At 68.9% G+C, this 19959-nt stretch carries 26 protein-coding genes; 10 read left to right on the top strand and 16 right to left on the bottom strand.

Annotation, left to right across the window (positions count from 1 at the left end; genetic code table 11):
- Positions 1 to 188 (bottom strand): hypothetical protein (locus ACMUOO_RS04640; RefSeq protein ID WP_413854895.1); only part of this gene is annotated, 188 nt, incomplete at its 3' end.
- A 157-nt stretch (positions 189 to 345) separates the two neighbouring features.
- Between ACMUOO_RS04640 and ACMUOO_RS04635 the strand changes: the two genes are divergently transcribed.
- From ACMUOO_RS04635 to ACMUOO_RS04625, 3 genes are all read left to right on the top strand, one after another.
- Positions 346 to 1068: a winged helix-turn-helix transcriptional regulator gene (locus ACMUOO_RS04635; RefSeq protein WP_301919597.1), complete on the top strand. Its 723-nt coding sequence runs from the start codon at positions 346 to 348 to the stop codon at positions 1066 to 1068.
- Positions 1069 to 1587: 519 nt separating this feature from the next.
- On the top strand, positions 1588 to 2310 hold the full coding sequence (locus ACMUOO_RS04630) for a winged helix-turn-helix transcriptional regulator (RefSeq protein WP_301919596.1): 723 nt from the start codon (positions 1588 to 1590) through the stop codon (positions 2308 to 2310).
- A 105-nt stretch (positions 2311 to 2415) separates the two neighbouring features.
- Positions 2416 to 3273, top strand: a complete 858-nt coding sequence (locus ACMUOO_RS04625) for a DMT family transporter (protein WP_301919595.1) — start codon at positions 2416 to 2418, stop codon at positions 3271 to 3273.
- An 8-nt stretch (positions 3274 to 3281) separates the two neighbouring features.
- Here the strand turns inward: ACMUOO_RS04625 and ACMUOO_RS04620 are convergent, their stop codons facing one another.
- Genes ACMUOO_RS04620 through ACMUOO_RS04610 form a run of 3 tightly spaced genes read right to left on the bottom strand, consistent with a single transcriptional unit; the run spans position 3282 to position 4707 of the window.
- Positions 3282 to 3767, bottom strand: a complete 486-nt coding sequence (locus ACMUOO_RS04620; protein WP_301919594.1) for a GNAT family N-acetyltransferase — start codon at positions 3765 to 3767, stop codon at positions 3282 to 3284.
- Positions 3761 to 4258: a GreA/GreB family elongation factor gene (locus tag ACMUOO_RS04615; protein ID WP_301919593.1), complete on the bottom strand. Its 498-nt coding sequence runs from the start codon at positions 4256 to 4258 to the stop codon at positions 3761 to 3763. Before ACMUOO_RS04615 ends, ACMUOO_RS04620 begins: the two co-directional genes overlap by 7 nt.
- Positions 4255 to 4707: an NUDIX domain-containing protein gene (locus tag ACMUOO_RS04610; RefSeq protein WP_301919592.1), complete on the bottom strand. Its 453-nt coding sequence runs from the start codon at positions 4705 to 4707 to the stop codon at positions 4255 to 4257. Before ACMUOO_RS04610 ends, ACMUOO_RS04615 begins: the two co-directional genes overlap by 4 nt.
- A 75-nt stretch (positions 4708 to 4782) precedes the next feature.
- Here ACMUOO_RS04610 and ACMUOO_RS04605 point away from each other — a divergent pair, with 75 nt between their 5' ends.
- A complete protein-coding gene (locus tag ACMUOO_RS04605; RefSeq protein WP_301919660.1) occupies positions 4783 to 5511 on the top strand; it encodes an alpha/beta hydrolase in 729 nt (242 codons plus the stop codon).
- Positions 5512 to 5522: 11 nt separating this feature from the next.
- Here ACMUOO_RS04605 and ACMUOO_RS04600 read toward each other — a convergent pair whose 3' ends face one another.
- From ACMUOO_RS04600 to ACMUOO_RS04590, 3 genes are all read right to left on the bottom strand, one after another.
- Positions 5523 to 6596: a 5-(carboxyamino)imidazole ribonucleotide synthase gene (locus tag ACMUOO_RS04600; protein WP_301919591.1), complete on the bottom strand. Its 1074-nt coding sequence runs from the start codon at positions 6594 to 6596 to the stop codon at positions 5523 to 5525.
- Positions 6589 to 7074 carry a 5-(carboxyamino)imidazole ribonucleotide mutase gene (gene purE / locus ACMUOO_RS04595; RefSeq protein ID WP_301919590.1) on the bottom strand — a complete coding sequence of 162 codons (486 nt, stop codon included), beginning with the start codon at positions 7072 to 7074 and terminating at the stop codon, positions 6589 to 6591. The genes ACMUOO_RS04600 and purE overlap by 8 nt, the downstream gene beginning before the upstream one ends.
- Positions 7075 to 7141: 67 nt before the next feature.
- A complete protein-coding gene (locus tag ACMUOO_RS04590) occupies positions 7142 to 7360 on the bottom strand; it encodes a YdcH family protein (RefSeq protein ID WP_301919659.1) in 219 nt (72 codons plus the stop codon).
- Positions 7361 to 7544: 184 nt separating this feature from the next.
- On the opposite strand from ACMUOO_RS04590, the gene ACMUOO_RS04585 reads away from it, so the two are divergent.
- The 3 genes from ACMUOO_RS04585 to ACMUOO_RS04575 all read left to right on the top strand — a co-directional run bounded on the left by ACMUOO_RS04585 (position 7545) and on the right by ACMUOO_RS04575 (position 8798).
- Positions 7545 to 7961, top strand: a complete 417-nt coding sequence (locus ACMUOO_RS04585; protein ID WP_301919589.1) for an Hsp20 family protein — start codon at positions 7545 to 7547, stop codon at positions 7959 to 7961.
- A 12-nt stretch (positions 7962 to 7973) separates the two neighbouring features.
- Positions 7974 to 8201 (top strand): DUF1150 family protein, encoded by a 228-nt coding sequence (locus ACMUOO_RS04580; RefSeq protein ID WP_301919588.1) that lies wholly within the window; start codon positions 7974 to 7976, stop codon positions 8199 to 8201.
- Between the two features lie 111 nt (positions 8202 to 8312).
- Complete coding sequence (locus ACMUOO_RS04575) at positions 8313 to 8798, top strand: cytochrome b (RefSeq protein ID WP_301919587.1); 486 nt, start codon at positions 8313 to 8315, stop codon at positions 8796 to 8798.
- A 64-nt stretch (positions 8799 to 8862) separates the two neighbouring features.
- Here ACMUOO_RS04575 and argC read toward each other — a convergent pair whose 3' ends face one another.
- The 3 genes from argC to ACMUOO_RS04560 form a co-directional block, all read right to left on the bottom strand.
- On the bottom strand, positions 8863 to 9783 hold the full coding sequence (argC, locus tag ACMUOO_RS04570) for an N-acetyl-gamma-glutamyl-phosphate reductase (protein WP_301919586.1): 921 nt from the start codon (positions 9781 to 9783) through the stop codon (positions 8863 to 8865).
- A 107-nt stretch (positions 9784 to 9890) separates the two neighbouring features.
- Positions 9891 to 11597, bottom strand: a complete 1707-nt coding sequence (locus ACMUOO_RS04565; protein ID WP_301919585.1) for a bifunctional sulfate adenylyltransferase/adenylylsulfate kinase — start codon at positions 11595 to 11597, stop codon at positions 9891 to 9893.
- Positions 11598 to 11800: 203 nt separating this feature from the next.
- Positions 11801 to 12607 (bottom strand): methyltransferase domain-containing protein, encoded by an 807-nt coding sequence (locus ACMUOO_RS04560; RefSeq protein WP_301919584.1) that lies wholly within the window; start codon positions 12605 to 12607, stop codon positions 11801 to 11803.
- A 118-nt stretch (positions 12608 to 12725) separates the two neighbouring features.
- Here ACMUOO_RS04560 and ACMUOO_RS04555 point away from each other — a divergent pair, with 118 nt between their 5' ends.
- Complete coding sequence (locus ACMUOO_RS04555) at positions 12726 to 13406, top strand: winged helix-turn-helix transcriptional regulator (RefSeq protein WP_301919583.1); 681 nt, start codon at positions 12726 to 12728, stop codon at positions 13404 to 13406.
- Between the two features lie 19 nt (positions 13407 to 13425).
- Here ACMUOO_RS04555 and trxB read toward each other — a convergent pair whose 3' ends face one another.
- Positions 13426 to 14391 carry a thioredoxin-disulfide reductase gene (gene trxB / locus ACMUOO_RS04550; protein WP_301919582.1) on the bottom strand — a complete coding sequence of 322 codons (966 nt, stop codon included), beginning with the start codon at positions 14389 to 14391 and terminating at the stop codon, positions 13426 to 13428.
- A 226-nt stretch (positions 14392 to 14617) separates the two neighbouring features.
- Here trxB and ACMUOO_RS04545 point away from each other — a divergent pair, with 226 nt between their 5' ends.
- A complete protein-coding gene (locus ACMUOO_RS04545) occupies positions 14618 to 15118 on the top strand; it encodes an Lrp/AsnC family transcriptional regulator (RefSeq protein WP_301919581.1) in 501 nt (166 codons plus the stop codon).
- Positions 15119 to 15147: 29 nt separating this feature from the next.
- Here the strand turns inward: ACMUOO_RS04545 and ACMUOO_RS04540 are convergent, their stop codons facing one another.
- The 5 genes from ACMUOO_RS04540 to lgt form a co-directional block, all read right to left on the bottom strand.
- Entirely contained in the window at positions 15148 to 15957 is an 810-nt protein-coding gene (locus tag ACMUOO_RS04540) for a Hint domain-containing protein (protein WP_413854894.1), read from the bottom strand.
- Positions 15958 to 16327: 370 nt separating this feature from the next.
- Complete coding sequence (locus ACMUOO_RS04535) at positions 16328 to 16474, bottom strand: hypothetical protein (protein ID WP_301919579.1); 147 nt, start codon at positions 16472 to 16474, stop codon at positions 16328 to 16330.
- Positions 16475 to 16682: 208 nt separating this feature from the next.
- Positions 16683 to 17438, bottom strand: a complete 756-nt coding sequence (pgeF, locus tag ACMUOO_RS04530; RefSeq protein WP_301919578.1) for a peptidoglycan editing factor PgeF — start codon at positions 17436 to 17438, stop codon at positions 16683 to 16685.
- On the bottom strand, positions 17435 to 18511 hold the full coding sequence (locus ACMUOO_RS04525; protein WP_413854893.1) for a class I SAM-dependent methyltransferase: 1077 nt from the start codon (positions 18509 to 18511) through the stop codon (positions 17435 to 17437). The genes pgeF and ACMUOO_RS04525 overlap by 4 nt, the downstream gene beginning before the upstream one ends.
- Complete coding sequence (gene lgt / locus ACMUOO_RS04520; protein WP_301919576.1) at positions 18508 to 19389, bottom strand: prolipoprotein diacylglyceryl transferase; 882 nt, start codon at positions 19387 to 19389, stop codon at positions 18508 to 18510. The genes ACMUOO_RS04525 and lgt overlap by 4 nt, the downstream gene beginning before the upstream one ends.
- Positions 19390 to 19503: 114 nt before the next feature.
- On the opposite strand from lgt, the gene ACMUOO_RS04515 reads away from it, so the two are divergent.
- Entirely contained in the window at positions 19504 to 19785 is a 282-nt protein-coding gene (locus ACMUOO_RS04515; protein ID WP_301919575.1) for an accessory factor UbiK family protein, read from the top strand.
- Positions 19786 to 19959 lie beyond the last annotated feature (174 nt).

Here is a 19959-nt window from a genome sequence, read left to right as displayed (position 1 = left end):
GCCGGTCCGAGGTTTGTGCGCATGACCCCGATGTCGCGAAGATCCCTGTCTGAAAGCCGCATGATTCCGCGCCGCGAACGGCTGCGGGAGATCACGACGGAGATCCGCCGTGCCAGCCGGTCGAGGATTCCGAAGGTGCGGCCCGCCTTTGCGGCGCCGATATGCGCCACCGTCAGCACCTGTTCCATGATCGTCGCCTCCGTTGGGGTGTCGATTGCGATCGGAGGATGCCAGCCGCATGGCCCGGAGCCGTAGTGCCCGGAAGGAAGCGCCGCCGATACACATTGTGAACTGGACCGTGCGAGGGCGGCACGCTTACCCTCGGGCAAGCAAGGGAGGCGCTCCATGGCGCGGAAGCCTTACGGCATCATCTGCCCGATAACCCACGCCTGCGCGTATCTGGAGCCGCGCTGGACGCTCCAGATCCTGTCCGAGATGTGGGCCGGAGCCAGCCGGTTCAACGATATCCGCCGTGGGATCGGCAACATCTCTCCCGGCCTTCTCTCCCGCCGGCTCAAGGAGATGGAGGCCAAGGGACTGATCGAGCGGATCGAGGACCGGGCGACGGGGGTGGTCGACTATATCCGCACGGACAGTGCCATCGACCTCGAACCCGCGATGAATGCGCTCGCCGTCTGGGCGCAGCGCAACATCGAGGCAGAGGTGGCGATCTGCGAGCCGAACCTGTCTTCCCTGATGTGGAAGATGCGCCGGTGGATCGTCCGGGACGCACTGCCCCGGCGCCGGGTCGTGATGCGGTTCCATTTCCCTGATGCAGCCTCGGAGTACGATACCTACTGGATGATTGCGTCGCCCGACGCCGAGATCGAGTTGTGCTGTTCGGACCCAAAGCTCGATGTCGATCTCTTCGTGGAGTCCGGCGTCCTGTCGCTGACCTCGATCATCCTCGGCCGCACCACGATTGCGCGCGAAAAGGAAGCCGGGTCCCTGTTTCTCAGCGGCGACGCGCTGCTCGCGCGGACGATGAACCGCTGGCTGCATCTGAGCGACTACAGCCGGGCCGAAGGGGTGCTGATGCTGCGGCAGAAAGCGCGGGCGCCGCTCTGACAGCCTCTGCCGTGGGAATTCTTCGGTGCGAACCGCGCGGCCCCGCTCCCGTCGATCCGTGCGATGCCGGACGTGCCCGACCGCCCTCGGCCGCTACGTGGCACTATCCGCCGGCGCACCGGGTCCGGAGGACGGTGGCCAGCCAGCTTGCGGCCCGGACGGCAAGCCTTTGCGGAGGCGCCAAGTCGGTGCCGTCACCGGGCGGGACGATGCCCGCGGGCGACGCGGCCGAACGCAGGTCCGGTTCTGGTCGGATGGCCGGCCCGCGTCCCGGCTCGCTCAGGACGGACACGAGCCAGCCGGCGCCTCCGAAAGGGGGCAGTTGGCTGGCGGATCGCGGGGCATTGGATGTACGACGGCGGTGCATCGCGAAGCCTCCATGAGCGGCTTGCTCCGGTGCCGATCGTGCGGCCGCGCCGAGTTATCCGGCCAGTCACGCGACTGGATCGAACCCGATACAGAATGTGGACTGGATCGGGGCACCGGCCGTGCCTACACTGCTTGCGGGAGGCGGCGCGCATGCCTGGCAAGCCCTACGGTATCATCTGCCCGATCTCGAAGGCCTGCGAGCATCTGGAGCCCCGCTGGACCATGCAGATCCTGTGCGAGATGTGGGCCGGTTCCAGCCGCTTCAACGACATCCGCAGGGGCGTCGGCCATATCTCGCCCTCGCTGCTGTCGCGGCGGCTGAAGGAGATGGAGGACGCGGGGCCGGTCGAGCGGGTCGAGGACCACGCCAGCGGGAGCGTCGATTATTTCCGCACCGCCAAGGCGATCGAGCTCGAGCCGGCGCTGAGTGCGCTGGCGCAATGGGCGCAGCGCAACATCGAGGCGGAAATCGCGGTTGGCGAGCCCAACCTGTCGGCCATGATGTGGGGGGCACGGCGCTATGTGAACGTCGCGGAGTTGCCGCCGCGCCGCGTGGTCATCCGTTTCCATTTCGCCGGCGTCGTCTCGGACTACGATTGCTACTGGCTGGTGGCGCAGCCCGGGGCGGAGATCGAACTCTGCGCCTCCGATCCCGGGGCGGACGTCGATCTGTACGTCGAGACGACGACCGTCTCGATGGCCGCGATCATGCTGGGCCGCACGTCGATTGCCCGCGAGATCGAGGAGGGGCGCCTGTTCCTGTCCGGCGACCCGCGCCTGATCCGCACCATGGATCATTGGTTTCCCAAGGAAGACAACGCTGACATTGACGGGATTCTGCCGTTCAAGGCTGCCCGGCACGGGGCAGGCTGACGTGTCTCCGGCCTGCGGCACGAGCCGTGGCGCCCGACCCGGGCATCGCCCTTGCCCGGCGCGACCCACGGACGCGGCGAAGCATCAGTGCACCGGGGAACCCTGATGCGTCTCTTCCTGCTTACCGCCCTGACGATGACGGCCTTCGCCGCGAACTCCGTCCTGAACCGGGCGGCGGTGGGCGGCGGCAACATCGGCGCCGTGGAGTTCGCCGTCGTGCGGCTGGTGGCGGGTGCGGGGATGCTCGGCATCCTGATCCTGCTCCGGCGCGGCCGCACCGGGCAGGCGATGTGGCCGGGGTGGCGGGGCAGGGTCGCGGGGGCGGGGGCACTTCTCGTCTACCTCTTCGGCTTCTCGCTCGCCTATGGCGGGCTCGACGCCGGCACCGGGGCGCTCGTCCTCTTCGGGATGGTGCAGATCACGATGTTCGCGGGTGCGTTCGTCTCGCGCGAGGCCGTTCCCGCGCGGCGCTGGATCGGTGCGGCGGTCGCCTTCCTCGGCCTCGCCTACCTTCTCTCGCCGGGGTCCGAAGCGGCGGAACACCCTACCCACGCGGCGCTGATGGCCGCGGCAGGGGTCGGCTGGGGCGTCTATTCGCTCTCCGCCCGTGGCACGCGCGACCCTCTCGGCGCGACGGCGTGGAACTTCCTCCTCGCCGTGCCGGTCGGGGGGCTTGCGCTGGCGCTCCTGCCCGGCGCGGCGGCGCCGACGGCCGGGGCCGCGGGGCTCTTTCTCGCCGTCGTCTCCGGGGCGCTGACATCGGGTCTCGGCTACGCGCTCTGGTATGCGGTCCTGCCCGACCTAGGCGCGGCGCGGGGCGGGGTGGCGCAGCTCACCGTGCCGGTGATCGCGCTTGCCGGCGGCATGGCGTTCCTCGGCGAGGCGCTGACGCTCCGGTTCGTCATCGCCTCCGCGCTCGTCCTCGGGGGGGTCGCGCTCGCGACGATGCCGCGGCGCGCCTGATCCCGCGGTCAGAGCGGCTTGACGAAGCGGCGGATGTCATGTCCGGTCCCGGCGTCGTGGCGCGTGACCCCGGTCGCGACGAAGCCCTCGCGCTGCCAGAACGCCCGACCGCGCGGGTTGGCCTCCAGCACTCCCAGACAGAGCCGTGGCCCGCCCATCTGCCGGGCGAGCGCCTCGAGATGGGCGAGGAACCGCGCCCCGTACCCCTTCCCGCGCAGCCGCGGCGCGAGGATCATCAGTCCGAGATAGGCATCGGCAGGCTCGGGAAAGCCGAAGGACAGTTCCGCCACGCCGGAAAGCCGCCCCTCGACGAAGAGCCCGAGCCGGTGGGACCGGGCGGCATCGGCACCCGGCGGGGTGTCGGTGAAGAAGGCCTCGGCCTTCGCGCGGTCGGGGGGCGCCCGGTCGGCCAGCAGCCAGTAGTCCGCCGCCTCGGCATAGAGTGCCTCGACAAGCGGAACGTCGGTTCCGGGATCGAGCGCGCGGATCAGCATGGCAGGGGCGCGATGGCGATCACCTCCAGCGCCACCGTTCCGGCCGGCCGGCGCCACTCCACCCAATCGCCCACGCGCGCGCCGAGCAACGCGCGGGCGAGCGGCGACTGCGGCGCGATCCGGTTCCGGGTCGCGTCCGCCTCGTCCTCGCCGACGATCTCGTAGGCGGTCTCGCGGCCCTCCTCGTCGGCGACCGTGACGCAGGTGGCGAAGGCGACCTCGCCCTGCGGCTGGGTGGCCGGATCCACGGGGATCGCCGAGGCGAGCCGAGCCTCGACATAGCGGATGTCGCGTTCGGCGGCCTTTTCCGGCAGCCGGTCCAGCCGGTCTGCCCGCGCCTTCAGCCGCAGAAGCTCGGCCTGGGTCGCAGCCAGCCGCTCGCGCAGCGCCTGCAGGCCGCGCGGCGTCACGTAATTCGGATGCGGCGACAGCGGCAGGTCGGGCAGGGGTTCGGTATCCGGCCCGTCCTCCTTCACGAAGGCGCGGCTCATGGCACGATCTCCTCCAAGGGGTCGTAGAATACCGGCGCGCCGGGCGCGAAGGCGATCCGGGGCAGGCTGTCCGGCTTCAGCCGGATCGCCGACAGTTCCGCCGGGGCGAAGAACCGGCAGGTATGGACGATGCCGGCGGGATCGCGCCAGGCGGGGTCGAGCGCGCCGCGCATGACCCGGCAGCGGAAGAAAAGGTCGACCTGATGGTAGCCGGATTTCGGGTCGTGGAACTCGTTGACGAGCGCGAGCGGCCCGACCTCCACCTCGAGGCCGCATTCCTCGTGCACCTCGCGGCGGAGGTTGTCGGGCAGCGAGTAGCCCGGCTCGGCTCCGCCGCCCGGCGCGCCCCAGAGGTCCGAGCGGTTGCCCGGATAGGCGTTGACCAGGAGAAGGCGGCCATCCTCGACGATGATCGCGCGGGTGGCCAGGCGGGGCGAACGGGGTTTCATGCGGCCAGAGTGACGAAGCGGCGGACGAAGGACAAGGGACTCGCCTGCGGCGCGCGGCCTGCCTATGTCTTGGCCATGTTGAGAACGCTCCTTGTGCTTTGCCTCTTCGCCGCCGCGCCTGCGGCGCGCGCCGACTGCGTCGTCCTCCTCCATGGGCTCGCGCGCAGCGAGGCCTCGTTCTTCCTGATGGAGTCCGCGCTCCTCCGCGCCGGATACACGGTCGTCAACGACGGCTATCCCTCGACCGCGGCGGGGATCGAGGCACTCGTGCGCGACCACGTCGGGCCCCAGGTCGCCCGCTGTGGGGCGGGGGAGACCCTGCATTTCGTCACCCATTCGATGGGCGGCATCCTCGCCCGCGCGTGGCTCGCCGAAAACCGGCCCGAGGCCATGGGGCGCGTGGTGATGCTGGCGCCGCCCAACCACGGGTCCGAACTGGTGGACGCCTTCGGCGACCTCGGCCCCTTCCGCTGGCTGAACGGCCCGGCGGGGCTTGAGCTTGGCACCGGGCCCGATGCCACGCCCAACACGCTGCCGGCGGTCCAGTTCGACCTCGGCGTGATCGCGGGCGACCGCTCGCTCAACCCGATCTACTCGGCTGTGATCGAGGGCGCCGACGATGGCAAGGTCAGCGTCGCGAGCACGCGCATCGGCGGGATGCGCGACCATATCGTGCTGCCGGTGACGCATACCTTCCTTATGAACAACCCGCTCGTCGTGGCCGAGGTGCTGGAATTCCTCGCCCATGGCCGGTTCGACCACGGCCTGACCTATCTGGAGGCCGTGCGGCGGGTGTTGCCGTAGGCGGCCGCGGTCTAGGTCCGCCGGACGATCCGGTTCACATGGCCCATCTTGCGGCCTTCGCGCGCCTCGGCCTTGCCGTAGAGGTGGAGTGCTGCATCCTTCTCGCGGGCGATGGCCGGCACGTCCCGGATGTCGTCGCCGATCAGGTTCTCCATCACCACGTCGGCGAAGCGGCTGCCGTCGCCCAGCGGCCAGCCGGCGACCGCGCGGATGTGCTGCTCGAACTGGTCCACCGCACAACCGTTCTGCGTCCAGTGGCCGGAGTTGTGGACGCGGGGCGCGATCTCGTTCACGACGAGGCCCGCCGGGGTCACGAAAAGCTCCACCCCCATGACGCCGACGTAGTCGAGCGCGGTGAGGATGCGCGCGGCCAGAAGCACCGCGTCGGTCCGCTGCGCCTCGGTCAGCCGGGCGGGCACAGTCGTGGTGCGCAGGATGCCCTCGCGGTGGACGTTCTCCCCGGGATCATAGGCGGCCACCGCGCCGTCGCGGCCCCGCGCGGCGATGACGGAGACCTCGTGGCTGAAGGCCACGAAGCCTTCGAGGATTGCCGGCGCGCCCGCCATCGCCGCGAGCGCCGCCGCGGCATCGGAGGCGGACGCGAGCCGCACCTGGCCCTTGCCGTCGTAGCCGAGCCGGCGGGTCTTCAGGATCGCCGGGCAGCCGATGGCCGCGATGGCGCGGTCGAGGTCGGCGGCCCCCCCCACCGCCGCGAACGGCGCGGTCAGAAGCCCGATGCCGCTCAGGAAGGTCTTTTCGGTGAGCCGGTCCTGGCTTACCGCCAGCGCGCGGCGGTTCGGGTGGATCGGGCGCAGCGCCTCCAGGGCGTCGAGCGCCGAGGTGGGGACGTTCTCGAATTCGTAGGTGACGACATCGACTGCACGGGCGAAGCTGGCGAGCGCCTCGTGGTCCTCGTAGGGTGCAGTCGCGACCGCGTGGGCGACGTCGCCCGCGGGCGGATTTGCCGCCGGTTCGAAGATGTGCGTCCGGTAGCCGAGCCGGGCCGCGGCGACCGACAGCATCCGGCCAAGCTGGCCGCCGCCGAGGATGCCGATGGTGGAGCCGGGGGGCAGCGGCTCAGTCATCCTGCGGCTCTTCGGGGATCGAGGCGGACAGGGCGCCTCGCCAGGCGTCGAGCCTGGTGGCGAGCGCGGGGTCGGACAGCGCGAGGATGCCCGCGGCCATCAGGCCCGCATTTGCCGCACCGGCCGCGCCGATGGCCATGGTCGCGACGGGGTAGCCCTTAGGCATCTGGACGATGGAATAGAGGCTGTCCACGCCCGCAAGCGCCTTCGTCTGAACCGGCACGCCGATCACCGGCACCCGGGTCTTCGAGGCCATCATCCCGGGCAGATGTGCGGCGCCGCCGGCGCCGGCGATGATGACGTGAAGACCCCGCTCCACCGCCGAGCGGCCGTAGGCCCAGAGCCGGTCCGGCGTGCGGTGGGCCGAGACGATCTTCGCCTCGTAGGCCACGCCGAGTTCGTCGAGAACCGCCGCCGCCTCCTGCATCGTGGGCCAGTCGGACTGCGACCCCATGATGATGCCGACCTTCACGCTCATGCCGCCTCCGCGCGCGCTGCAAATGCGCGCGCACTATAGCCGGCAGGCCCCCCGGCGCAAGGCGGCGTCAGGCGATGATGTCGGGTGTGAGGATGTCCTCGATCCGCGCGATCTGATCCTTGAGGCGCAGCTTCTGCTTCTTCAGTCGCCGGAGCGTGAGCTGGTCGGACCGCCCCGAGGCTTCCATGAGGTGGATTGCCTCGTCGAGGTCGCGGTGCTCCTGCCGCAACACTTCGAGTTTGACGCGCAGGACTTCTGTCGGGTCCATTTCCAGATGGGCGTTCATCTCGTCGCTGGCCATGAGTCGGATGTTCCGGTGGTGGCGAAGGATAGCAAGTCCCCGTGAATGCGGGAAGCTTTTCACGTGCCCCGTCTTGTCGGGATGCAGTCGACGCTCCATATTCTCCGCAAGGGCCGCCCGGACGGGGGCCTTGACGCAATGTCGCTTGATGCCGAGGACATGGCCTGAGATGACGAAACTGACCTTCGCCGCCCATCCCTTCCTGCTGGGCTTCGATCAGCTCGAAAGGCTCGTCGAACGCACCGCGAAAAGCGGGAACGACGGCTATCCTCCCTTCAACATCGAGCAGTCGTCCGAACACGGCTTCCGCATTACGCTCGCGGTGGCCGGATTCCGCGACGGCGACATCGCGATCACGGTGGAGGACCGCCAGCTGATGATCCGCGGCCGCCAGGCGGAGGACGCGGACGAAGGCCGCATCTTCCTGCACAGGGGCATCGCCGCCCGCGCCTTCCAGCGCAGCTTCGTGCTTGCCGAGGGCGTCGAGGTCGATGGCGCCCGGCTGGAAAACGGGCTTCTCCACATCGACCTCGTCCGGGCGGTGCCGGAGAAGGTGGTGCAGACGATCCGCATCACCAAGGGGTAAGGAGAAACGGGCATGGATACGAGATACGATTTCGGGCCGGAGACCGGCGAGCGCATCGTGTATGTGCGCGAGGTCGCCGTGGCCGACCTGCCGGAGGAGATCCGGGCGCAGGCGATGGGGCTCGATACCCTCTATGCCCTGCACGACGCCGGCGGCGAGCGCCTCGCGCTCGTCAAGGACCGCAGGCTGGCCTTCATCCTCGCGCGGCAGAACGACATGGCGCCGGTGAGCGTGCACTGACACGCCGTCCGCAACTGCGGTTGCATTGACCGGCGACGGAAAGCCCTTGCAACTGCGTGTGATTCATCGGCGGCAAGAGGGGCCGCCGTTCTGGCAAGACACGAGGGAAAGATGACGAATGTGACCGGATACAGCCGCACGCAGATCGCGCTTCACTGGGGTATCCTCCTCCTGCTGGGGGTGAGCTATGTCAGTAGCGACAAGATGAAGGCCGCGTGGTACGCGATTCACGAGGGTCGGGATGCCTTCGGCACGACGGCCGCCGCGCACGTCTGGATCGGGGTGGCGATCCTCGTCCTTGCGCTCGTCAGGGTGGCGATACGGCTGACCCGCGGCGCGCCCGACCTGCCTGCCGGCGGACATCCCGTAACGGACCTGATCGCCAAACTTACCCATCTGGGGCTCTACGCGCTCTTGCTGCTGATCCCCGTCTCGGGCCTCATGGCCTGGTTCGGTGGCGTCGATGCGGCGGGCGAGGTCCACGAAGTGACGTTCAACCTTGGCATCGCACTGGTGATCCTGCATGTCGTTGGGGCGCTCTACCATCAGTTCGTTCTGAAGGACGGCTTGATGGACCGCATGAAGCGCACGGGTTAGAACACCCACTGAGACCGAAAGGGGATCCCGGCGGCACGCCGGGGTCCCCGCGTTTGCCGCGCGCTCAGAGCGCTGCGCCCTCGTTGAGGCCGAGCATCAGGTTCAGGTTCTGCACCGCCGCACCCGATGCGCCCTTGCCGAGGTTGTCGAGCACTGCGATCAGGACCGCCGACCCGGTGTCGCGGTTGCCGTGGACCGAAAGTTCCATCCGGTTGGTACCATTGAGCGCCTGCGGCCAGACGCGCGGTTCGTGGGCTTCGGCGGGGACCACCGCCACGAAGGACTCGCCCGCATAATGCGCCCGCAGCGCCTCCTCGGCGCGGGCGATCCCCCCGGTGCCGAGTTCAAGGTGCACCGCGACGGCCATGCCCTGCGCATATTGCCCGACGGAGGGCACGAAGACTGGCGGACGCGCGAGGCGGGCGTAGCGGGTGATCTCGGGCAGGTGCTTGTGACCCTGCGCCGCGCCATAGAGGAACGAACCCTGCACGGCGCCGGATTCGAACTCCTCGATCATCGCGTTGCCGCCCCCGGAATAGCCGGAGACGCCAGAGATGGCCGGGGGATGCGCGGGGTCGATCAAGCCGGCATCGACCAGCGGGCGGATCAGCGCGATGGCACAGGTGGACCAGCAGCCGGGATTCGTCAGCCGCGCCGCGGTGCGGATCGCGTCGCGCTGGCCGGACGCCATCTCGGCGAAGCCGAAGCACCAGTCGGGATGGGTGCGGTGGGCGGTGGAGGCGTCGATGATCCGTGTCGCGAGGCCGGCGTCGTCCGAGACCGCGACGATCTCCTTCGCCGCCGCATCGGGCAGGCAGAGGATCGCCACCTCGGCCTCGGCAAAGGCGGCAAGGCGGGCGGGAATATCCTTCCTCAGCGCAGGGTCGATGCGGACGAGCGAGACGTCTTCGCGACGTTCCAGTCGCTCGCGGATCTGCAGACCCGTCGTGCCGACATCCCCATCGATGAAGACCTTGTGTGCCACCGTTCCGCTCCGTTCCGAAAGGCCCGGCCCATATACGCGCTTGGGGTCCGAAGTAAAGACCAAACGCCCGGCCGGGATGGGTCGGGCGCCGTGGGGTATTCCGGCGGTCAGGCGCGGATCAGGCCCATCTGTTCCAGCTTGAGGATCACCTGATGGGCGCAGTTGTCCACCTCGGCATTCTCGGTCTCGACGCGAAGCTCCGGGTTCTCGGGCACCTCGTAGGGGTCGGAGATGCCGGTGAATTCCTTGATCTTGCCCTCGCGCGCGAGCTTGTAGAGCCCCTTGCGGTCGCGCCGTTCGCATTCCTCGACGCTGGTGGCGACGTGCACCTCGATGAAGGCGCCGAAGGCCTCGACCATTTCGCGCACCGCCCGGCGCGTCGCGGTATAGGGCGCGATCGGCGCGCAGATTGCGATGCCGCCGTTCTTGGTGATTTCGGACGCGACGTAGCCGATGCGGCGGATGTTGATGTCGCGGTGCTCCTTCGAGAAGCCGAGTTCCGAGGAGAGGTGCTTGCGCACCACATCGCCGTCCAGGAGCGTCACCGGGCGCCCGCCCATCTCCATCAGCTTGACCATGAGCGCATTCGCGATGGTGGACTTGCCCGAGCCCGAAAGGCCGGTGAAGAACACCGTGAAGCCCTGTTTCGACCGGGGCGGCGACGTCCGGCGCAACTCTGCCACGACCTCGGGGAAGCTGAACCAGTCGGGGATATCCAGCCCCTCGCGCAGGCGACGGCGGAGTTCGGTGCCCGAGATATCCAGTACGGTCCCACCGTCAGGCACTTCGTTTGCGGGGAAATACTGCGCTTTTTCCTGCACATAGACCATGTGCTTGAAGTCGACCATCTCGATCCCGATCTCCGCCTCGTGCTTCTTGAAGAGCTCCTGCGCCTCGTAGTGGCCATAGAAGTCCTTGCCTCGGCTGTTCTTGCCGGGGCCGGCGTGGTCGCGGCCGACGATGAAATGGGTGCAGCCGTGGTTCCTGCGGATGAGCCCGTGCCACACCGCCTCGCGCGGGCCGGCCATGCGCATGGCGAGGTTGAGAAGGCTCATCGTCGTGGTCGCCGACGGATACTTGTCGAGGACTGCCTCGTAGCAACGCACGCGGGTGAAGTGATCGACATCGCCGGGCTTCGTCATGCCGACGACCGGATGGATCAGGAGGTTCGCCTGCGCCTCGCGCGCGGCGCGGAAGGTCAGCTCCTGATGCGCGCGGTGCAGCGGATTGCGGGTCTGGAAGGCCACGACTTTGCGCCAGCCGAGCTTGCGGAAGTAGGCGCGCAGTTCGTTGGGCGTGTCGCGGCGGCCCCTGAAGTCGTAGTGGACGGGCGGCTGGATTCCCGTCACCGGCCCGCCGAGATAGACCGGACCCGCGACATGGTGCAGGTAATTCACCCCCGGATGGGCGAGATCGTTGGCGCCGAACACCCTTTCCGCCTCGCGCACCTTGTCCGGCACCCATTTGTCGGTGACCGAGAGGATGGCGAGGATCACGCCTTCCTGATCGCGGAGCGCGATGTCCTGGCCGGGCTCGACCCCCTCGGCGAACTTCGCGCTGACGTCGAGCGTGACCGGGATCGGCCAGAGCGCGCCCGAGGCCGTGCGCATCGTGTCCACGACGCAGTCATAGTCCGCCTCGGTCAGGAATCCCTTCAGCGGATGGAACCCGCCGTTCATCAGAAGCTCAAGATCGCAGATCTGGCGGGGGCTCAGGTCCCAGGACGGAAGATCCCCGGCCTCGTGCTTCAGCTTCTGGGCGGAGTCGTAGGAGACATAAAGTTCCGGGATCGGAGCAAGATTCGGCAGCGACATCGGCAATCTGACCTCTGGCTTGGCTTGGCGGTCGACGTGCCGCCGTCCCGCGCGCGGATAGCCCCGAAATGCGGCAGAATTCAAGTCGCGGCCGCCGAAAGGCGGCGCGACCCCGGGGCCATCGCAGGAAATCCCGGGGCAGGGCAGGCATTGTCGCCAGCCCGGCGGAAACTGGCGACGCCGTGCCGTAGCGCGGGGCGCGCTCAGCGGCGAACGATCACGAGGCGCGCCGCCGCGGGGAAGGCAACCCGGCCATCGGGGCGGATGTGGTCCCGGAGCACGGTCCGCGCCGCCGTCTTGAGCCGCGCGAGCGCGTCCCTGGAGACCATCTCGGCGAGGGTCCAGCCGCCGATCTCGGTATCGAGCCAGGCGTCGAGAGAGGGGTGGCGCACCGTTCCCATGAAGGGGCGAACCTCATCCGCCGCAAGGCCGGTGGCCGCGAGCTCCCGGGTGACGGCCGCCGGCCCGCCAAGGCAGAAGGGCGCGGCCAGCGCCTCCGCCGCTGCCGGGCCGACGATCTCGCCGACGAGCGGGACGAGGCGATCATAGGCTGGCGAGTCGCCGACACTTTCGAACACGGTCAGGCCGATCCGCCCGCCGGGCCGCGTCACCCGGGCCATTTCGCGCAAGGCGCGGGTCCGGTCCGCAAGGAACATCAGCGCGAACTGGCAGAGGGTCGCGTCGAACACATGGTCGCCGAAGGGAAGCGCCTCGGCTGCGGCTTCCCGCCAGGCGATCGCGGATGACTTGCGGCGCGCCACGGCGAGCATGCCGGGATTGATGTCCACTGCGGCGATGGGGCTGCCCGGGCCGCAGCGCCGCTCTGCCGCCAGGGCAACGGCGCCGGTTCCGCAGGCCACGTCCAGAATCCGCTCGCCCGGCTTCAGGTCCATCGCCTCCACGAGCATCGCCGCGAAGGGGCCGAAGAGGGCCGGGACGAATGCGCGGTCATAGACCTCGGCGGCGGACGGGGTGACCTGACCGGCACCGGTTCTGTCAAGGTCTGTCATGGGGTCCTCCTCTCCTGCCCCCAAAATCCTCCCTTCGCGCTGCGCTACCCGATAGTCCGGATTCTGGAGTAGAATGCCTTTGTCGGTCGCGCCTATCGTCCCCGGAGCAGGAGGCAACATGCGTCGCTACGGACAATTCTGCCCCGTCGCCAAGGCGGCCGAGATCTTCTGTCCACGGTGGAATGCGCTTATCCTGCGGAACATCAGTTGGGGCGCACACCGCTTCTCGGAGATCCAGCGTGGCGTCCCGATGATGTCGCCGACGCTGCTGTCGCAACGGCTGCGAGAGTTGCAGCGCGAGGGGATACTGGAGCGTCGCGGCCGGGGGCGCACGCAGGGTTACCACCTGACCGAGGCGGGTGCCGAATTCACCCCGATCATCGAGGCGATGGGTGTCTGGGGACAGCGCTGGGCACGGCGTGAGCTTGCCGCAGGCGAGGCCGACGTGGACCTGCTTCTCTGGGGGATCGAACGGAGCGCGCGCGCCGATGCCTTCGGCCGTCGCGCCGTCGTCAGGATCGAATTCACCGATCAGCCGCAGCACAAGGCAGTCTGGTGGTACCTGAACGAGGATGGCCGTTGCCAGCTCTGCGTCGACGATCCGGGCGGCGAGACCGACCTTTACCTGTCCGCGACGGTTAAGGATTTCATCCGGGTCTACCGGGGTGACCTGCCCCTTGCCCGCGCACTCGCCGAGGGCAGGCTCGAGGCGCTGGGCAGCCGCGCGGCGCGCGATGCCCTGCCGGCCTGGCTGAACCTCGGCCCGTTGAGCCGGGTGCGACCGGCGCGGGCCGCATAGGCGACGCCGCGCCCTCGGGCTATTCCGCCGCCGCGGCCGCCGGTTGCTCGGCCGCCGCCAGCCAGCGTTCGGCGTCGAGTGCTGCCATGCAGCCCATTCCCGCAGAGGTCACGGCCTGGCGGTACACATGGTCTGTCAGGTCGCCCGCCGCGAAAACGCCCGGGATCGAGGTCTCGGTCGTTCCCGGCCGCACCTTCACGTAGCCGCCGTTGTGAAGCTCCACCTGGTCCTTCACGAGTTCGGAGGCCGGCGCATGGCCGATCGCCACGAAGAAGCCGTCGCAGGGCAGGATGCTTTCTGCGCCGCTCTGCACGTTCCTCACCCGCACGCCGGTGACGCCCAGGGGCGCCTCGGTGCCGAGGATTTCCTCGACCGTATGGTTCCAGAGGACCTCGATCTTCGGGTTCCTGAACAGCCGGTCCTGCATGATCTTCTCGGCGCGGAAGCTGTCGCGGCGGTGGACCACGGTCACCTTCGACGCGAAATTGGTCAGGAACAGTGCCTCTTCGACCGCCGTGTTGCCGCCGCCGATCACCACCACTTCCTTGCCGCGATAGAAGAACCCGTCACAGGTGGCGCATGCCGAAACACCGAAGCCCTTGAATTTCTCCTCCGACGGGATTCCCAGCCACTTCGCCTGCGCGCCGGTGGCGAGGATGACCGCATCCGCCGTATAGATCGTGCCGGAGTCGCTCTCTGCGGTGAAGGGCCGCTTCGAGAGGTCGAGCGTGGAGATGTGGTCGGAGATCACCTCGGCGCCCATGGCGCGGGCGTGTTCCTCCATCCGCACCATCAGGTCGGGCCCCTGCACCTCGGTGTCGCCGGGCCAGTTCTCGACCTCGGTGGTGATGGTGAGCTGGCCACCGGGCTGGATGCCCTGGACGAGGACCGGGTTCAGCATCGCACGGGCCGAATAGACCGCAGCGGTATAGCCGGCCGGGCCGGAGCCGATGATCAGAACCTTTGTATGCCGCGTCTCGCCCATGGCCGATCCCCCTTGCCGTCACAGGGGCGATATAGTCGGGCTTCCACGCCGAGGAAAGGGCGAGGCTGAGGGATGCGGCGCCGGCGCCGGGCGCGCGGCTCTGCCGACCCGGCAGCAGGCGGGGGGGCTCGCGGAATCTTCGGGCCAAAATCTTGCGTGAATCTGAAATAATATTGCGCGCGCCGGGTCCGCCGGATAAGTTCCGCGCAAATTCGGGAGACGCAAGATGGCCGCCAACAGACTCGACGAGATCGACCGCAAGATCCTTGCCGAGTTGCAGGACGACGGCCGCATGACCAATGTCGAGCTTGCCCGCCGGGTCGGCATCTCGGCCCCGCCGTGCCTGCGCCGCGTCCGCACCCTCGAGGAGGCCGGCTATATCCGTGGCTACCACGCCGACGTCAACCCGCGCGAGCTTGGGTTCGAGGTGCAGGTCTTTGCAATGGTCGGTCTCCACAGCCAGGCCGAGGCCGACCTGTCCGCCTTCGAGACCCGTTGCCGGAACTGGCCGCTGGTCCGCGAATGCCACATGCTCAACGGCGAGATCGACTTCATCCTGAAATGCGTGGCGCCCGATCTTTCGACCTTCCAGACCTTCCTGACGGAAGACCTCACTTCGGCGCCGAACGTGGCGAGCGTGAAGACGAGCCTCGTCATTCGTTGCGCCAAGGACAAGCCGGGCGTGCCCTTCGAGGTGCTCGAAGCGAGGCTGGGGCGCAGCGCCTGAGGCCGGGTCCCAGAGCGCCGCGCCGCGTCTCAGGCGTGCAGTGCCGCCTCCACCTCGGCCGCGGTCATCCGCGGATGGGCGAGGGCGCCGAAGTCGGCGATGGAGCGCATGTGCGGGAAGAGCGTCAGAAAGACCTGCGCAACCTGCGGATCGAACCCGTCGGACATGCGCGCGCCCGGATGGAAGCTTTCGATCTCGAGCCCGGCGGCGCGGATCGAGCCCTGGCGTTCCAGCACAATGTGGAAGACCGAAAGCGCCGCCACCGGCGAAACCTCGATGATGGACACGCCGTCGGCGAAGGCACAGGCAGGCGCATAGGCCGCCTCGACGCCGGTGGCGAAGCGGCAGCGCGCGTCGCGGACAAGGATGCGGGCACGGGGGCCGAGCACGAGGTCGGGCATCGGCCTGCCGACGCCGAAGGCATCCGCCGTGATCCGCGTGAGCGTCGAGCGCGGCATGCCCGGCATCGCCCGCTGGGGAAAGAGCGTCATCGAGCCGATCCACGTGATGCGTTCGGCGCGACCCTCGGCGGTCAGCGCCTCCATCCCCGGGACGAGGTCCTCGACTGCCACGGGGCCTTCGGTCGTCGCGATCACGGTGCCCCGCGCGAAGGCGGAAAATGCCTCCTCGAACTCCGGGATAGCCGGAGCGAGCCGGGTGCAGGTTTCGAAACGCCCCTCGGCGTCGAGATAGGCGATCTCGTAACGCCGGGTCAGCGGCGTGCTGCGCAGCGGCCCGGGATCGGCAGGGGCGGGTTGGGGAAGGGTCCGGGAATGCGGAACGGGGGAATTGAAAACATCCGTCGACAGACGGCCAATGGGCACATGAGGGTACGACACGCGAACAGCCTTTCGGTCTAACACATCTGCGGAGCCCCCACCCCTTAAATGCAGATAGACTATGGGAGACAATCTGCGGACTTCCCGGCCATCTGTCAAAGGCTGGCGATGATTTGAAGCTGGTGCCGGACAATCGCGGGTCGCGGGCCCCGCTTTGTCCCGCAGCAAGCGACAAGGCGGCGGCGTTAACGCATTGGGAAGTTTTCCGTGGTGGTCGGGGTGCCGAATCAGGGGGCCTCCGGGCCGGACAGGAGTCCCCCTGGGGGAAGTCCGGCGGACCGGCCTCGGGGGGGGGCAGCCGGTCCGCCAGTGGCGGGACGCGCGGGGCCTTGGGGCCAGTGCGCGCGTCGCAGGGGAGAGGCGAAGGACGTCAGCTGCGGGCGGGCAGGCCGGGCGCGCGCTGGGGTTTCGGACGGCGGATGGCGGTTGGGCGGGCGCCACGCTGCCAGGGTAGGGTGACCCCGGGCTTCGCGCTTTCCACCAGGACCGATTTCATCCAGCGGCGTACCGGCTTCATCTGACTGCTCCTTGCCTCGATCATGGCCTCTTGCGGGCCTTTGAAGGTTCCGACTCTGTGATCGGACGGGCCCATTCTAGCGGGCATTGCGGCAAGGATTGGGCGGCAAGTCGGGTGATTTCAGGGCAGATGCGATGGCTCTCCCGGCGGGCGGAAAGGAAGAGACGCAAACGGGATCAACAGGTTGCGAGACGCCCAGGCACAGACGCTAGAGCCGGATCGCCGAAATCAGCCGGCCGTAGTCGGCCTCGTGGCGGTGGACCGAGCGGCGGAAGGAAAAGAACCGGTCCGGGTCGGAATAGGTGCAGTGGCGGGTCCATTCGGCAAGGCCCACGCCCGCTTCGCGCAGGCGATGAAGCCCGAAGGCGGGCAGGTCGAAATGTGCCCGGTCGCCATTGCCGCCGGCGAAAAAGCGCGCGTAGCTCGGGTCCTCGTCCAGAAAGGCGTCGAGGAATTCCGGTCCGACCTCATAGGCGCGCTGGCTGATCGTCGGCCCGATGATCGCCACCGTCTCGTCCCGGCGCGCGCCGAGCACCTCCATCGCGTCGAGCGTGGCCTCGAGCACACCGGCGAGCGTGCCGCGCCAGCCGGCATGTGCCGCACCGATCACGCCGGCGACGGTATCGGCGAAGAGGACCGGCTGGCAGTCCGCCGTCAGCACCGTCAGCGCAAGGCCGGGCACGGTCGTCACCATGGCGTCTGCCCTGACCGGTGCGTCAAACGGTTCCGTCACCGTGACCACATCGGGCGAATGGACCTGATGCACGCCGACGAGCGCGCGCGGTGTCAGCCCCAGCGCCTCGGCCACCCGCTCGCGGTTGATCGCCACCGCCTCGCGCAGGTCCGAGGAGCCGGGCCCGCAGTTGAGTCCGGTGAAGATGCCGGAGGACGCGCCCCCGCGGCGGGTGAAGAACCCGTGCCGGAGCGGGACGAGGGCGTCGTGGGTCAGGATTTCCAGCGTCATCCGGCGGGGTCCAGTCCTGGCGGCGGGGCTTCACCCTGGGGGTAGGCGGCAATCACCTTGAATAACTGTCCCATTTCGTCGGGATGGGTCAAGCGGCGATGCGCGGCGAGGTGGGTGCGAAGCGGCTCCCCTGCCAGCCCTCGGGCGAGGACCTCCGCGCGGGCTGCGATTCCCAGCCGTTCGAGGAAGACCCCCTGCGGGGTCATGGCGGTGACGGCCGCGCCCTCGGCCGCGAAGGCAAGCGCGAGAGCCTGGAAATCCACATGCGCCGTCAGGTCGGCCTCGCCGGGCTCTGCGAAGGGATCGGCGGGCGCATGGCCCTTCAGCGCCTGGAACGTGTCGCCGAGCGAGCGCCAGCCGCCGTAGTCGACGACCAGCGCCGCGCCGCCGCGCCGGGCGACGCGCCGGCCGATCTCGCCGGCGATTGCAGCGGCGGCCGGACAGGTCTCCACCACGTCGCCTTCGCAGGTTTCGGCTACGCGATGTCTGAGCGCGGGGTAGGGCGTCACCGGGCCGAGGCCGGGGGCGAGGCGGTCGGCGCGCAAGGTCACCATCCGCTCGGCCCAGCCCGTGCCCCGGCGTTCGAACTGGCGGATCGGCAGGGCGTCGAAGAATTCGTTGGCTACAAGGAAAAGCGGCAGATCGGGCAGACCCTCGACCCGGTCGTGCCACTCCGGCGCCAAGCCTGTCAGGGCCCTCGCCTGGCGGGCACGGAGCGCGGGCGAGGCTTCGACGAGATGGACCTTTGCGGCCGCGAGCATTCCGGGCACCGAGCGCATCGCGCGCAGCATGTCGGCCATCAGCGTGCCCCGCCCCGGCCCCACCTCTGCCAGAGCGAACGGCTCGGGGCGGCCCTGGTCGAGCCAGCACTGGGCGAGGCAGAGGCCGACAAGCTCGCCGAACATCTGGCTGATCTCGGGCGCGGTCGTGAAGTCGCCTGCCGCGCCGAAGGGGTCGCGCGTCGCGTAGTAGCCGTGCGACGGGTTCAGGAGGCATTCGGCCATGTAGTCCGACAGCGGAATCGGCCCATCGAGTGCGATGCGACGGGCGAGCAGACGGCCGAGGGGCGTCATGCCCGCCGCGCCTTGCCGATGAACCAGAGCCCCGCGAGGATCATCGGCAAGGACAGGATCTGGCCCATGGAGAGGCCGAAGCCGCCGACTTGCAGGGCATGGCCGAGCGGGTTGTCAGGGGTGATGAACTGCGCGTCGGCCTGGCGCACGAACTCCACCGCGAAGCGGGCGGCACCGTAGCCCATGAGGAAGACGCCGGTGACAATCCCCGGCCGTTTCAGCGCGCCCCTTCGGACGAGGAGCCAGAGGAGAAGGCCGAGCGCGAGCCCCTCGAGCCCGGCCTCGTAAAGCTGGCTAGGGTGGCGGGCGCAGAGGCCGGGGATGATTCCTGGGCAGTCCTGCGCATCCAGGCCCGGGAAGATCACGCCCCAGGGCAGGTCCGTCGGCCGCCCCCAGAGCTCGGCGTTCACGAAGTTGGCGATCCGGCCGAAGAAAAGCCCGATTGGCGCGACGAGCGCCATGGCGTCGGAAAGCTGCATCGCCGGGACGCCGTTTCTGCGGGCGAACCAGAGCCCGGCGACGAGGACGCCGAGGAACCCGCCGTGGAACGACATCCCGCCTTCCCAGACCTTCACGATCTCAAGGGGATGCGCGAGGTAGTAGAGCGGCTGGTAGAAGAGCACGAAGCCGAGCCGCCCGCCGAGGATCACGCCGAGGATGATCGCGGTCAGCAGGTCGTCGGCGCGCTCGGGTGCCATCGGGGCCACGTTCCCCGGCCAGAGCGCAGGCCGGCGCAGGAGGCGCCGGATCACGAGGAGGCCCCCGAAGAGCCCCGCGAGATAGGCCAGCGCATACCACCGGAGCGCCAGATGGGCGCCGAAAAGCTCGATCGAGAAGACTTCGGAGGAAATGTCGGGGAAGGGGATCGCGGCCTGCATCGTCACTCCTTTGCCGCCTCTCAGAGCCTTTGCCCGCGACAGAGTCAACCTTGAGCTTTCGCCTCGCGCCGCGCATATAGGCGGCGAGGGCAACGGCCGGAATGGAGGCGCGCGATGAGCGGTCCGAACAAGTTCTTCGACGACATGTCGAAACTCATGACCAGCGCGATGGGCGTGGCGCAGGGCGCCCGGACCGAGGCCGAGACGGCGATGAAGTCCTGGATGGACCGCTGGCTCGCCGACCGCGATTTCGTGACGCGCGAGGAATTCGAGGCGGTGCGCGCCATGGCGCAGAAGGCGCGCGAGGAAAACGAGGCGCTGAAGGCGCGGCTCGCCGCGCTGGAAGCGGCGGCACCCCTTCCGAACACCGGGCGCGGCGGCAAGTCCAAGGACTGACCGGCCCGTGAGGCGCCCGCCGATTGACCGCCACCGGTTGATCTGTCCACAGGGAATTGCGTTCCCGGCCCGCCGGGGCCCAAGATTTCGCTTTACAGGCCCGGGATCTGCCTACACCATATGGGGTAGGGCGGCGTCGGGCAAGCGCCGGACCTTGTAGCTCACCCAGCCCCT

The sequence above is a fragment of the Albidovulum sp. genome (genome assembly GCF_041919395.1).
Lineage (GTDB): Bacteria > Pseudomonadota > Alphaproteobacteria > Rhodobacterales > Rhodobacteraceae > Albidovulum.
Note: the sequence above shows the minus strand (reverse complement) of the source record. Positions and strands in the feature narration are given on the sequence as shown.

Bases quoted from the DNA above. Each gene is read 5' to 3' on its own strand.
- ACMUOO_RS04635 (WP_301919597.1), top strand. From the start codon at position 346: ATGGCGCGGAAGCCTTACGGCATCATCTGCCCGATAACCCACGCCTGC.
- ACMUOO_RS04630 (WP_301919596.1), top strand. From the start codon at position 1,588: ATGCCTGGCAAGCCCTACGGTATCATCTGCCCGATCTCGAAGGCCTGC.
- ACMUOO_RS04625 (WP_301919595.1), top strand. From the start codon at position 2,416: ATGCGTCTCTTCCTGCTTACCGCCCTGACGATGACGGCCTTCGCCGCG.
- ACMUOO_RS04620 (WP_301919594.1), bottom strand. From the start codon at position 3,767: ATGCTGATCCGCGCGCTCGATCCCGGAACCGACGTTCCGCTTGTCGAG.
- ACMUOO_RS04615 (WP_301919593.1), bottom strand. From the start codon at position 4,258: ATGAGCCGCGCCTTCGTGAAGGAGGACGGGCCGGATACCGAACCCCTG.
- ACMUOO_RS04610 (WP_301919592.1), bottom strand. From the start codon at position 4,707: ATGAAACCCCGTTCGCCCCGCCTGGCCACCCGCGCGATCATCGTCGAG.
- ACMUOO_RS04605 (WP_301919660.1), top strand. From the start codon at position 4,783: ATGTTGAGAACGCTCCTTGTGCTTTGCCTCTTCGCCGCCGCGCCTGCG.
- ACMUOO_RS04600 (WP_301919591.1), bottom strand. From the start codon at position 6,596: ATGACTGAGCCGCTGCCCCCCGGCTCCACCATCGGCATCCTCGGCGGC.
- purE (WP_301919590.1), bottom strand. From the start codon at position 7,074: ATGAGCGTGAAGGTCGGCATCATCATGGGGTCGCAGTCCGACTGGCCC.
- ACMUOO_RS04590 (WP_301919659.1), bottom strand. From the start codon at position 7,360: ATGAACGCCCATCTGGAAATGGACCCGACAGAAGTCCTGCGCGTCAAA.
- ACMUOO_RS04585 (WP_301919589.1), top strand. From the start codon at position 7,545: ATGACGAAACTGACCTTCGCCGCCCATCCCTTCCTGCTGGGCTTCGAT.
- ACMUOO_RS04580 (WP_301919588.1), top strand. From the start codon at position 7,974: ATGGATACGAGATACGATTTCGGGCCGGAGACCGGCGAGCGCATCGTG.
- ACMUOO_RS04575 (WP_301919587.1), top strand. From the start codon at position 8,313: ATGACGAATGTGACCGGATACAGCCGCACGCAGATCGCGCTTCACTGG.
- ACMUOO_RS04565 (WP_301919585.1), bottom strand. From the start codon at position 11,597: ATGTCGCTGCCGAATCTTGCTCCGATCCCGGAACTTTATGTCTCCTAC.
- ACMUOO_RS04560 (WP_301919584.1), bottom strand. From the start codon at position 12,607: ATGACAGACCTTGACAGAACCGGTGCCGGTCAGGTCACCCCGTCCGCC.
- ACMUOO_RS04555 (WP_301919583.1), top strand. From the start codon at position 12,726: ATGCGTCGCTACGGACAATTCTGCCCCGTCGCCAAGGCGGCCGAGATC.
- trxB (WP_301919582.1), bottom strand. From the start codon at position 14,391: ATGGGCGAGACGCGGCATACAAAGGTTCTGATCATCGGCTCCGGCCCG.
- ACMUOO_RS04545 (WP_301919581.1), top strand. From the start codon at position 14,618: ATGGCCGCCAACAGACTCGACGAGATCGACCGCAAGATCCTTGCCGAG.
- ACMUOO_RS04535 (WP_301919579.1), bottom strand. From the start codon at position 16,474: ATGAAGCCGGTACGCCGCTGGATGAAATCGGTCCTGGTGGAAAGCGCG.
- pgeF (WP_301919578.1), bottom strand. From the start codon at position 17,438: ATGACGCTGGAAATCCTGACCCACGACGCCCTCGTCCCGCTCCGGCAC.
- ACMUOO_RS04525 (WP_413854893.1), bottom strand. From the start codon at position 18,511: ATGACGCCCCTCGGCCGTCTGCTCGCCCGTCGCATCGCACTCGATGGG.
- lgt (WP_301919576.1), bottom strand. From the start codon at position 19,389: ATGCAGGCCGCGATCCCCTTCCCCGACATTTCCTCCGAAGTCTTCTCG.
- ACMUOO_RS04515 (WP_301919575.1), top strand. From the start codon at position 19,504: ATGAGCGGTCCGAACAAGTTCTTCGACGACATGTCGAAACTCATGACC.